Origin of the sequence: Siphonobacter sp. SORGH_AS_0500, from assembly GCF_002838835.1 — a bacterium.
In the GTDB taxonomy this organism is placed as follows: Bacteria; Bacteroidota; Bacteroidia; order Cytophagales; family Spirosomataceae; genus Siphonobacter.
Window position 1 is genome coordinate 172,761 of the sequence record NZ_NHPP01000006.1, and the last position, 12,674, is coordinate 185,434.

Consider the following 12,674-nt stretch of genomic DNA (forward strand, 5'->3'; position numbering starts at 1 on the left):
TTTGTTCCAGCTAAGAATCCAAGCTTCACTTCTCGTAACTATTAATTAACCCCTCCCGAAAGCTTCAAAACTTTCGGGAAGTTGGTAAACAACTAACAACTAACAACCGCAGCGGCCGCTAACAACTAACTTACTTCCCAACCACAATCTCCTTCTCTACATATCCGCCTCGGGTGGAAAGTAATTTTACCTTCGCCTTAATCGAGCCAGACTGGTTTACTTTTACTTTAAACGTCGCTTCTTTCTGTTCTCCAGCGGTGGTATAACCTGCGTAAATAGTTTTATCGAACAAAGCTGGTTCCGTAATTACTACTTTTGCCTCAGGACTTTCTTTCAATAAAGCCTTATCAATGTCGAGTGTTACCCGATCTTCCTGAACAATTTTGATGCGTTTCGCCTGTTCCAGGGCAACGGGCAGCTTACCAGTGTTTTTCCAGCTTACCTTTATTTCGTATTCATTATTGGCAAGTGGCTTCACGTTTACGTTCGTTAGTTCAATTTGCGGTAACTCGAAGGCCATGCCGAGGTTGAATTTAGCCTGCCGCGAAATCCACATTTCTAATACTGAGGCCGGACCATTCTGAGCGAAGAATTTCGGGTGAAACCCACCCAGCTCGACCTCACCCAACTGCGGATGCGTAAACTTCGTCCAGGGTTTGAAGCCCCTCTTTCCGTTTGCTTCATCATCCCAGCGAATCCCGTCATATTCATCGTATTGACCGTCGCCGTCATAATCTTTCATGGCTCCGCCGTTCCATAACTCATCCCCGTACCAAATCGAACCGTAATAAAAGTAGCCAAAATCCGGACCGTGACCGAACAGCGGTTCGGGTTTCGTTGGATCGCCCGTTAAGCGATTGGTCTTGCTACGAGTTGCGTACGTATTGTAGACATCGCCTGCCCAGGGGTAACCCGTGTTGGCTAAGCCCAGACTGTCCATGTGACGGTAAATCTTCAAGTCCTCCGGGAACATGCTTTCCGTATCTTTGGAAGTCGAAGGTGGCCGCAGGTGCATCGGAACGCGGGTATCCATGGAGTTGACAACCGAAATATTCGGATGTCCCAATAGCCATAGTACCGTCGAACGCGTTTCTATTTCACTCAATGGGTAAGCTCCGGCTCCATTCTGGGTATAACCCCGACCCGTGAAGTCTCCGCCCTGATCGGGTCGCCAGTTCTCGGGGTAATTCCGGTGAATATCCAGCCCGCCAATGCCGTCCTCATTATATTTTCCGTCGCCGTCGTTGTCAATGCCTTCTGTATAAATCAACCATTGCCCTTTTCCTTCCTGCACCCGTTTCATCAGGCGGGAGTCGCGGGGATCGAGTACGTAATTGGCTTTCTCAAGATCGGCCTTGGTCGTTGCTTTTTTGCGAATCTGATAAATGACTCCATCGCCATCCAAATCTTCCTCGGGATCTTCATCGAATAATCCATCCCGGTCGTCATCATGCGGACGAATGGAACTACGGTTTCGCTGAGCCGTGAAGAGATACATATTCGATCCATCCGGGTTATTCTGCGGACGGAGGTAGACGGTTTTGGTATCCAGTAATTTCGTAATCGCTGGGTCTTTTCCGTAATTATCTAAAAGATATTTGGTCAGCCAAAGTACTGATTCACTACTGGTTACCTCACCGCTGTGCCGACCGCCTTCAAAATACGCCGCTGGTTTATCCGTATGTTTTCCCGTCTTCTTATTGGTCAGCGTCAATTGCAAAATAGGGCGACCTTCATAACTCTTGGCTACCTCATACAAATCAACCAGATTGGGATGCTGCTCGGCCCATTTTTTGCACCAGTAATACATCACATCAGGCGAATGATAAGTATTGAACGCGAGCGTTTTCCCAGGCTGATATTCGACATCTTTGAACTGATGTTTTTTAAAGAAACTAATACCGTGTCGTTCGCCCCTGACGCTGTAAAACTTACTGGTGGTGTCCTGCTCAGGCCATTTTTTCTCCGTTTCATAGTACGAACGCTGGGCATACGCACCAGCCATCTGACTGAGGCAAAAAAGAAAGTAATACGTTTTTTCATGCGTAAAATGATAAAAGAAGTGGTAATTATTCAATAGGGGCGAGAGCAACCAACGAAACACTGATGTTAGGAAATTATTCGTATTTAAACAAAACTTAAAAGTCAATTATGCCATATAAATTTTTACCATAGCGTCAAATTTTAGTTTTATGTATGGACAATTGCGGATTGGATAAAATAAGATTCTGAATTGCTGGCTGTTGAGTAAAAGGCTTGAAAAGTAGTCAGAAGCGTTACTAAGATTTTCTGCCGTATTTTGAAGCATCATTGAGTAGAATCACATGCAAAAAATAGACTATCTGATCGTAGGACAGGGCATTGCGGGGTCAATGCTGGCTTGGACTCTGCGGAGTCGGGGATGTAAAATCCGGGTCATCGACGATCAGCGACCTTCGTCTTCGCGGGTGGCCGCGGGGATATGCAACCCGGTTACCGGACGAAAGCTGGCGAAAACCTGGCTCGCGGATGAGTTGTTCCCATTCTTACATTCCTTCTACAGTGCACTGGAAGAGAGCTTACAGGCTCGATTTTTTTATCCGGTTCCTCTGTATCGTCCTTATCAATCCATTGAGGAACAGAACTTCTTCATTGCTCAGACGGCCAATCCGGTTTTGGAAGGTTACGTCAAACCTTCCGAGCAAAATGAAGCCTATTCTCCACTGATTCATAACGAATTAGGCGGTCTAGAGACCTTACAGGCGGCTTGGGTAGATTTACCCGTTTTATTAACCGAAATTCATAAAATTTTAGAGCAGGAAGATTCGTTTGAAGAAACGGAATTTCAGTGGGACGAAGTGCAATTAACCCCTGAAACCGCTCGCTGGCGTTCGTATGAAGCGAAGATGATTATCAGTTGCGAAGGGGCTTATGGTCGATTCAATCCTCATTTTAACTGGTTACCCTGGGCAGTGGTAAAGGGTGAAATTATGAACCTTGATATTCCGGGGCCATCGTTTCCGGGCATTGTGAACCAGAGCGTCTGGATTCAGGCTCATCCCAACGGAAAATACCGGGCAGGTTCCAATTACGAATGGAACGATCTGACCTGGGAGCCTTCAGAAAAGGGCAAAACGTATTTATTGGATAAGTTTTCGAAGTTAATTAAAGTGCCTTTTAAGATCGAAAAACACGTGGCCGGGATTCGGCCAGCCACGCAGGGACGGCGACCTTTCGTCGGGGTTCATCCGGGCCATTCGACCCTCGGAATTTTTAATGGATTAGGCTCAAAAGGCACCTCTATGGCTCCTTTTTTAGCCAAACAATTCGCTGATTTTCTGGTTGATAGGAAAGAACTTCATCCCGAAGCGAATATTCAGCGATTCCATACGTTATATTTCAGCTAAATCAACGAATAGCCGTATGCTTCAGCGGGTGAGTATGCGGAGTACCCTAAGCCCTAAGCCATGGATTGGACCAATACTTTTAAAGTTTCTTTGTTGAGTGGATTACTTCTGGGGGCGGTTACCGTCCAGGCACAGGTCTATATGCCAACCATGGAAGAGTTCGGAAAGAACAGAATTCAGCGGGAACGATACGATTGGCAGGTGCTGACCACCTCTAACTTTGAAATTTATTTCCACGGGAATAGTCGCTCGCTGGCCACTTATACAGCCCAGATGGCCGAGTCAGAATTTGACCGCATTACCGATCTGCTGAGTTATACCCCTTACAGCCGCACCAAGATTTTTCTCTATGATTCTCCCGCGGATTTAAAGCAGAGTAATATCGGCGTTTCGCTGAACTCTATTGCTGAAATTCGGGAAGAAAATCTGTCCAAGTCCCGTGTTCAGATTGCCTTTACGGCCAATCACATGGAATTCCGCAAGCAACTCGCGAAAGAGGTTTCGTCGGTGTTTGTGTACGACATGCTGTACGGTGGAAGCCTGAAGGATGCCCTTCAAAGCCAATTGCTACTTTCCTTACCCGAATGGTTCATTTCAGGAATCACGGCTTACGTTGCCGAAGGCTGGAGCCGGGATCTGGATGATTACATGCGGGACGTGGCGTTGAACAAGAAATTTAAAAAACCAACGCAGTTAACGGGCGATGAGGCTACTCGTATAGGGCAGTCCATCTGGAATTTTATTGCCGAACGTTACGGACGGGATAATATCTCCAATATCCTCAACCTGACCCGCATCATTCGCACGGAGCAAACCAGTATTTCCAGCACGCTTGGGATTTCCTATGCTCGTTTTGTGAACGACTGGAAAGATTATTATACCCAGATGGCTACCTCCACCGCAGGTTCTTTTCAGCCTGCCGGAGGTACTAAACTGGCGGGTTATCATTTGTTTTCTGGTCAGCAAATTGAACAGGTCAAACTTAGTCCTGATCGTCGCATGGTGGTTTATTCCATGATTGATCACGGACGTTATCGGGTATACGTTACAGGTACGCAGGGAGGTAAACCCGAAGAGTTACTGGTAGGGGGTGATCGTTTTTTAACGCGAGAATTGCCCATTCATGCCCCCCTCTTAGCCTTTCAGGATAACGGAACACTGAACATTCTAACTCAACAGGATGATCGCATCCTGTTGTCGCAGTACGTACCCGGTTCTAAAAAAGGGTTACGGCTGAAAGCCCGCCGCTTTGTTCGGGGCTTTAATCAGATTGCTGGGTTTGATATTTCGCAGGATGGCTCAACGCTGGCCATCAGCGGCGACCGCAAAGGACAAAGCGATTTATTCCTATATAACATCAGCCGCAATGGCGTAACTCAACTGACGAACGACTTATATGACGACTTAACGCCGTCATTCGTAGGGCGTTCGAATAGTAAAGTCTTGTTTACTTCCAATCGGACCACGGATACGCTTTCTACCAAGCCCGTTCCTACGCCTTTACCAACCAGTTTCAATCTGTTTCTGCACGAAGGAAATGCCCGGGCCAATACCGTACAGCGACTGGCATCCAGAGCGACTCAGCCCTTCTCTACGAATGGTGAAAAAGTATTTTTCCTGAGTGACGAACAGGGCATCCAGAACCTTTACGTACTGGATACTACCGCTCAGCAGGTTCGTCCTCTGAGTCAGTTTGCCGAGAGTATTAATGCTTTTGATTATAACCCCAACAGCGGAGCTTTAGCATACGTAAGCCTTGAAAAAGGGCAGCAGGTATTGAAATTCCTGCCTGGATTATCTTCGTCAGCTATTAACCCCGATGCTTCAACGATGCGTAATATCCGTCTGAATGGCGGTATAAACAAAGCTCAGGGAGCCGCAGTGGCAGATCCTACGAAAGCTCCCGTGGGGGTAGGAAATGCTTCCAGAATTAAACTAAGACCGGGAGAAGTCGATACCGATAACTATCAGTTTGATCTGGAAGGTTTGAAAGTAACCGAACGCCGAACGAATCAGCCTGCTGGCAATGCTCCCCGGGTTATTACCAATTCGAGAAGTCGCACCACGGTCGTTCGTCGGGATGCCACCCGTCTCAAAGGGCCAACCAATTACAAAGATGTGTTTGTGGTGAACAAGACAGATAACCAGTTTCTGGTCTTGCCTTATTTAACCACACCCGGCAGCGGTTTTGGCTGGCAAAACACCATTACCATCAATGATATGCTGGAAAACAACATCATCAAAGGTGGTTTGTTCATTACGCCAACGTTCCGTACCAGCGAAATTTTTGCGGAATATCAGTATCTGGCCCATCGCATTGATTTTAGTGCCCGCTTTGATCGTCGGGCTTTCGCTGATAACACATTCACCGTCGGAACGGGAATGTTTACAAAATACCGCTATAACCGACTGACGCTTACGGCATCTTATCCCATTAACGAAGCCCTTCGGGTTTCGGCCTCGCCCATGTTTACGCTGCTGAATCGGGTAGATGGTTCGCAGGGAAGTTCTGGAATACCCAATGCTTCGTCCAGTTTCGTGGGCTTGCAGGGCGAAGTGGTGTTTGATAACACCCGCACCAATGGCCGAAATTTGCTGGAAGGCTCTCGCGTCAAACTGCGGGCCCAACAGCAGCAGGGAATGCGACTGAGTTCGGAAAGCTTTTACAAAATCACCCTGGATGCCCGGAATTACACCAAGATCTATCGCGATCTGACTCTGGCAACGCGAATTTCCTTTGGTAACTCTGGCGGAGCAGCTCCCAAACAAAGCATTCTGGGGGGCGTTGATAACTGGATTCCTTTTGGCAATGTTCGGGAAGTGCGAAATGCGGAAAACCCACTTAGTCCTTATACCACCGATTATCGAAATGTATTCTTCACCGATTTCGTAACGCCTCTGCGGGGGTTCCGCATGAACAAGTTATCCGGCGAAAGTTATCTGCTGTTCAATGCCGAGTTACGTTGGCCCGTGTTCCGTGTGTTAAGTCGAGGCCCGCTTACTTCGACGTTCCTGCAAAACTTCCAGTTAACGGCCTTTACGGATGTGGGAACGGCCTGGACCGGAAATGGCCCTTTCAGTCGTCAGAACAGTTTGAATACGGAAATTGTCAGTGCCCCCGGAAGCGTTTGGACGGCAACGGTTAATAACTTCAAAAATCCGTATCTGATTGGGTATGGTGTGGGTGTTCGGACGTTGTTCCTGGGTTATTACGTCAAAGGTGATTTTGCCTGGGGCGTAGAAGACAAGACGACTCAAACCCCAATTTTACATATTTCGTTGGGACACGATTTCTAGAAAATGCATCGTGAATTGCGATAACCCGGAAGCTTCAGCTCCCGGGTTATTCTTTTTTAAGAGGTAATGATTCGGGCTACTGGCATACATTTTACGCACTACCAGTGTTTACTAGTACGGCCATGATGCTCACCTTTCCCTGGATTTGTTTATTACTTGGATTTTTTCTGTTATCGGGAATTTTGTTAACAAAATCTTCCCATCGCTTTGGCGTGCCTAGCCTTCTTCTGTACCTGGCTTTGGGCGTGTTTATCGGGAATGGCGGTCCTTTCGATTTTGTGTATGATTTCCCGGAGTTTACCCTTTCTTATAGCAACGTCGCCCTGGCTCTGATTCTCTTTATTGGAGGATTAGAAACGGATTTTAAGCACATTAAACCGATTCTGGGCCGAGGGTTGGCCCTGTCAACCGTTGGTGTTATGTTGACCGCGGGCCTGATTGCGGTTTTTCTGCATACCCTTTTCGGAATTCGATATCTCGAGGGCTTACTCGTAGGTTCGGTCTTGTCTTCAACGGATGCAGCGGCAGTTTTTTCCATTCTGGATTCGAAAGGACTGCGTTTAAAAGAACACATTTCGGAAACCCTTGAATTAGAATCGGGTACGAATGACCCCATGGCTTTCTTTCTTACTACGGCCTTTACCAGTCTGTTAAGCGATTCGGATACCAGCATTGTTTACTGGATTGAAATGTTCTTCAAAGAAATGGCCGTAGGCTTAATCATGGGTGGAATGATTGGCTGGATCGCGAGTGTTATGCTCCAGCGAATCCGACTGAATACCCGTGGAATGTACCCCGTATTCATTCTGGCCGTTATCCTGATGGGGGTTGGTGGAATTACGATTCTACATGGGAACGTATTACTGGGCATGTACGTAACAGGAATGGTCCTGAGCAGTTACCGCGAAAAATGGCTGGGCCGGAAAGAAACGTATCTCTTTTTTGAAAGTATTTCCTGGCTCATGGAAATTAGTCTGTTCGTAATTTTGGGTTTGCAGGTTTTTCCAAGAAACATGCTGGATTTTCTGCCCCAGGCTCTGATTATCACTGGATTCCTGGTCTTAATAGCCCGACCCATAAGTGTGTTTGTAACGCTCACGCCTTTTCGGGCTAGCTTGCAGAAAAAAATCTTCGTTAGTTGGGTAGGCCTTCGCGGAGCTACGCCCATTGTGTTTAGCCTCATCCCGCTCATCTCCCGCGTCCGGGTAGCGGATGTAATCTTCAACACCGTTTTTGCGGTCGTCATTATCTCAGTGCTATTGCAGGGAACCACGCTGGGCTGGCTGGCTAATCGGCTGAAACTAAACGAAAGTCAGGCAGATGCTAGCCGATTGTGAGGCATGCGTCCATTATCGGAAGGAAATTGCATCGTTAGATTTCCCTGGGTGCAATCAGCGAAGAGGATTCTAAATCTGGCTATTACTTATATAAAATCGTACGCTCTTTAAAAGTTATCTAAAATTTAGAACCTTAATTCAATCCTTTGCTAGGGCTGACAGGCTTGGGAGAACGGCAGGTGGAACCTGCCTTAGGGTAGGAACGAAATGGAATCTCGCTCCAGGGATTAATCCTCAACTGACCTCTCGAACGAAGAGAGAGACCTTCTGAAGAATGGGGCGAGGCTGGCTTAGTCAAGTTACCGCATGACCTAATCAGCTCGAAAAAGAGCATAAGGTTCTTCGCTTTGCTCTGAATGACAGATGCTGATGATCACGTAAGGATGTATGAGATAATTATCGTTACCAACCGTGTCCCCGGATAAAATCCGGGGGCATTCTTTATTAGTTTTATTAGAGACTTATTTTAGGTAACAATTTAATAATTGAACGTAATGTTAGGGAAATATTTCAGGTCCTTTGCTTCCCTAATTTCGTGGCTTCATTTTGACCTTCTCCTCTTATTTCTCAATTGAAGTCTATAAAAGGTTATTTCATTACCGTATGAACTTTGCTGCCAGAGTACTTCGAATGCACTACTAAATCATCTTATTTTCTATTAGAACAATCGCTTCTCCGCAATCCGAGAGGCTAATTCTATGGTCCTTTAAAACCAATTCAATCAGGATGGATCGCTCTTTATCGGCTAAAACGAAAAGCATTTGGGCTGTGAGTCTGATTTCGGAGGCAGATCGTCTGATGAATCTGGCTTTAGGTCAAAACTCCGGTTAGTAATGGGCGAAGATTGGTACGTTTGTAGTTCTAAACCCTATGCATTGGCGGCTGATGATCGCAGTTGATGCGTTTTTTGAATGTCTTATATGAAAAAAGTACTCGTTCTTTTATGGTGGGGAATGACTTGGATTCCCGGTGCTTTCGCACAAAAAACGTCAATGCTGACGGTTGCTTCCTATAACTTGCGTTATAATACGCCCAATGACGGCGTGAATGCCTGGCCCAATCGGAAAGAAAATGTAAAAGCTCAGGTTCGTTACCATGATTTTGACATTTTCGGAACGCAGGAAGTCTTAATCGGTCAGTTGAAGGATTTATTGGAAATGAAAGAATACGCCTACTTCGGTGCTGGTCGCGATGATGGAAAGGAAGGCGGCGAGCATTCGGCTATTTTCTACAAAAAAGATCGTTTTAAAGTACTTGATTCGGGTAATTTCTGGCTAAGCGAAACGCCCGAAGAACCTGGTAAAGGCTGGGACGCTACCTGTTGTAACCGCATTTGCTCCTGGGTGAAGTTGCAGGATGTACAGTCAAGAAAGCAGTTTTACTTTTTTAATGTACACTTCGATCACGAGGGTGTGGTCGCTCGTCGGGAATCCGGCAAACTAATGGTGAAGAAGATCAAAGAGATAACGAAAGGAGCTCCCACCTTTCTGACGGGAGATTTTAATTCAACGCCCGACACCGAGCAAATCAAGGAAATTCAAACCTTATTGAATGACTCACGTAGTATAACAGAAATGGCCCCCTACGGCCCTGAAGGCACGTTCAACGCTTTTAAATTTGATGCTCCGCTGAAAACCCGTATCGACTATATTTTCACAAGCAAAGGAATTAAAGTGCTGAAATACGGCGTATTGGTAGATGCGAAAGACCAGAGATATTTCTCCGATCACCAACCCGTAGTCATTAAAGCAGTTTTATAAAAGGAGAGCATAGACTAAAAAAAGCCGCGACTGATTGTCAGTCGTGCTTTTTTAGGTCTATGCTCTTGTAGTTAGTTATAATCTATGGTTCAGTTGTAAAACATAGACTATCAACTGAAAACTGACCGCCGTTGCGGCGGCCACCCAAAACAATTAACTACTTATTTCTTCTTCTGATCTTTCGCCCAGGAGTCTTTCAAACCTACGGTGCGGTTGAAAATCAGACGTTCAGACGAAGAATCGGAATCAAGGCAGAAATAGCCTTTTCTCAGGAACTGATACGTACCCGTTGCTTCTTTCAGACTGGGCTCGGCAAAGGCATGTACAATTTCCAGCGAATTAGGATTCAGGTGATCTTTGAAATCGCCTTCGGCTTCGCTCAAATCTTCGACCTGGAACAGACGATCGTAGAGACGAACTTCCACAGGAAGGGCCGTTGCTGCGTTCACCCAGTGAATCGTTCCCTGAACTTTCAGTCCAGAGGTATCCGATCCTGATTTACTTTCGGGGACGTACGTACAATGCAGTTCGGTTACTTTGCCTTCGCTGTCTTTAATTACATCGTTACATTCAATGATGTACGCTCCTTTCAGACGAACGCGATTACCGGGAGCCAGGCGGAAGAATTTCTTCGGCGGGTTTTCCATGAAATCTTCGCGTTCCACCAGAATTTCGCGGGAGAATGTTACATTCCGGCTGCCTTCTTCGGGTTGTTCCGGGTTGTTCTCAATCGAAAGCTCTTCGGTTTGCCCTTCGGGATAGTTGGTAATAACGACCTTGATTGGATCAGGATCGAGTACTACCATGACGCGAGTGGCAATCTTGTTCAGGTGTTCGCGAACACAGAATTCCAGTAAACCTACGTCAATCAGGTTATCGCGTTTGGCCACGCCGATTCGCTCGCAGAAATCACGAATGGCTTCGGGTGTATAGCCGCGACGACGTACACCTGAAAGCGTTGGCATTCGGGGATCGTCCCATCCCGCTACGTGCCCTTCTTCCACCAGTTGTTTCAGCTTCCGCTTACTCATCACGGTATAAGTCAGATTCAGGCGGGCAAATTCGTACTGATGCGAAGGGAAAATATCCAGCTTATCAATGAACCAGTCGTAGAGCGGACGGTGCGGAATAAATTCCAGTGTACAGATCGAATGCGTGATTTTCTCGATTGAGTCGGACTGACCGTGAGCAAAATCATACATGGGATAAATACACCACTGATCGCCCGTGCGATGGTGATGAGCGTGTTTGATTCGATAAATAACCGGATCCCGGAAGTGCATGTTGGGCGAAGCCATGTCAATTTTGGCTCTCAATACGCGACTACCGTCGGGATATTTTCCGGCTTTCATGCCTTCAAATAATTCCAGGTTTTCTTCTATCGAACGAGTACGGAAGGGGCTATCCTGGCCGGGTTCCGTAGGAGTACCCTTCTGGCTGGCAATGGCTTCAGCCGTCGAATCATCTACATAAGCCAGGCCCTGCTGGATCAATTTTTTTGCGAATTCATACAACTGAGCAAAGTAGTCAGAAGCGTATAATTCGGCGGCCCATTCAAAACCCAGCCAGCGAACGTCAGCCTTGATCGAGTCCACGTATTCGGTATCTTCCGTAATCGGGTTCGTATCATCAAAGCGTAGGTTGGTCTGTCCACCATATTTTTGGGCTAAACCAAAATTCAGGCAAATGCTTTTTGCATGGCCCAGGTGCAGATATCCATTCGGCTCGGGTGGAAATCGGGTTAACAGGCGTCCTCCGGTTTTACCTTCTCGGAGGTCGTTTTCAACAATTTCTTCTAGGAAATTTAAGGACTTAACTTCTTTTGTATCTTCCGTCATACGCGGTGCGGCTCGTTAGGAAAGGCGAAATTAAGCACCTTCCCGAAATTAAATATGAATTACATCATCATATCCTGTGATTTTAGTGAAATGATGATAATTTTTTAATCGTATATCTTTGTTATACTAACGAAAAAAGTATTCTTTTCGGCCATTAATCTTCAAACTACCATGAAAAATATCCTCGTTGCAACCGATTTTACTGAAAATTCTCGTCCGGCTTTAGAAACAGCCGTTTATTTGGCCTCCAGACAGTCCGCTACTATACACCTCCTGCATACGTACCTGCCGGTTTATCCCATGACGGAGACCTTAACGGGCCCGCCGCTAACGGTAGAGTGGGAGGAAACTTACCGAAATTCTGCCCAAGAGCAAATTGATAAATTAACAGAAGAATTAAAAGCCAGAAACGTAATCGTGACGGCGTATCTGGAATTAGGACCTTTGACGCCCGTTGTTAAGGAATTTACCGAAGATAAGGGTGTTGATCTGGTCATTATGGGTCGCACGGAGTCCAGCGAATCGGGTGGTTGGTTTTCTGACTTGTTTGGCAACTCTTCAACGCAGCTTTTCGATGAAATTGGCGTTCCTTTATTGGTCGTCCCCGGTGAAGTAACGCACTATGGGTTCAAAAGAATCGCCTACGCCACCCAGCTTGAATTTGAAGAGACGCAAAGTCTGGCGAAAACCTATCAATGGGCTAATGCCTTGGGAGCGACGGTTCAACTCATTAACGTACAGTCGGACCACGAACCCAATGTGAACTCGGATGACGAGATGCTGGCGAATATTCAGGCTCAGTTCCCTGAACACCATATTACCTTGCTTCAGCGTAAAACCAGTTCGATTCAGGAGGGAATTCTGGAACTAGTGAAGGATACCGAAGCTGATTTATTAGTGATGAGTACACATCACCGTAATTTGTTTACGCAACTGGTAAACCCCAGCAAAACGAAAAAATTACTGCTCCACAGTCCGGTACCGGTGCTCATTTTTCCTTTACCGGATCTTGATTAGTAACTACATGAGTCATAAAAAAACCGGAGATCACTCTCC

7 protein-coding genes are annotated in these 12,674 nt (G+C 46.4%); 5 read left to right on the plus strand and 2 right to left on the minus strand.

Annotated features, from left to right (window positions below):
- Positions 1–130 precede the first annotated feature (130 nt).
- On the minus strand, positions 131–2,005 hold the full coding sequence (locus BWI96_RS08820; protein ID WP_106636276.1) for a M14 family metallopeptidase: 1,875 nt from the start codon (positions 2,003–2,005) through the stop codon (positions 131–133).
- 319 nt (positions 2,006–2,324) lie between these two features.
- Between BWI96_RS08820 and BWI96_RS08825 the strand changes: the two genes are divergently transcribed.
- The 4 genes from BWI96_RS08825 (at position 2,325) to BWI96_RS08840 (ending at position 9,780) form a co-directional block, all read left to right on the plus strand.
- The gene (locus BWI96_RS08825; protein ID WP_106636277.1) at positions 2,325–3,386 is read left to right on the plus strand and encodes an FAD-binding oxidoreductase; all 1,062 of its coding nucleotides are present in this window, start codon (positions 2,325–2,327) and stop codon (positions 3,384–3,386) included.
- A 60-nt stretch (positions 3,387–3,446) separates the two neighbouring features.
- Positions 3,447–6,683: a PD40 domain-containing protein gene (locus tag BWI96_RS08830; protein ID WP_106636278.1), complete on the plus strand. Its 3,237-nt coding sequence runs from the start codon at positions 3,447–3,449 to the stop codon at positions 6,681–6,683.
- A 122-nt stretch (positions 6,684–6,805) separates the two neighbouring features.
- Complete coding sequence (locus BWI96_RS08835; RefSeq protein ID WP_106636279.1) at positions 6,806–8,020, plus strand: potassium/proton antiporter; 1,215 nt, start codon at positions 6,806–6,808, stop codon at positions 8,018–8,020.
- 920 nt (positions 8,021–8,940) lie between these two features.
- The gene (locus BWI96_RS08840; protein ID WP_106636280.1) at positions 8,941–9,780 is read left to right on the plus strand and encodes an endonuclease/exonuclease/phosphatase family protein; all 840 of its coding nucleotides are present in this window, start codon (positions 8,941–8,943) and stop codon (positions 9,778–9,780) included.
- Between the two features lie 161 nt (positions 9,781–9,941).
- On the opposite strand, the gene BWI96_RS08845 is transcribed toward BWI96_RS08840, so the two are convergent.
- The gene (locus BWI96_RS08845; protein ID WP_106636281.1) at positions 9,942–11,618 is read right to left on the minus strand and encodes a glutamine--tRNA ligase/YqeY domain fusion protein; all 1,677 of its coding nucleotides are present in this window, start codon (positions 11,616–11,618) and stop codon (positions 9,942–9,944) included.
- Between the two features lie 171 nt (positions 11,619–11,789).
- Between BWI96_RS08845 and BWI96_RS08850 the strand changes: the two genes are divergently transcribed.
- The gene (locus tag BWI96_RS08850; protein ID WP_106636282.1) at positions 11,790–12,635 is read left to right on the plus strand and encodes a universal stress protein; all 846 of its coding nucleotides are present in this window, start codon (positions 11,790–11,792) and stop codon (positions 12,633–12,635) included.
- The last annotated feature ends 39 nt before the right edge of the window (positions 12,636–12,674 follow it).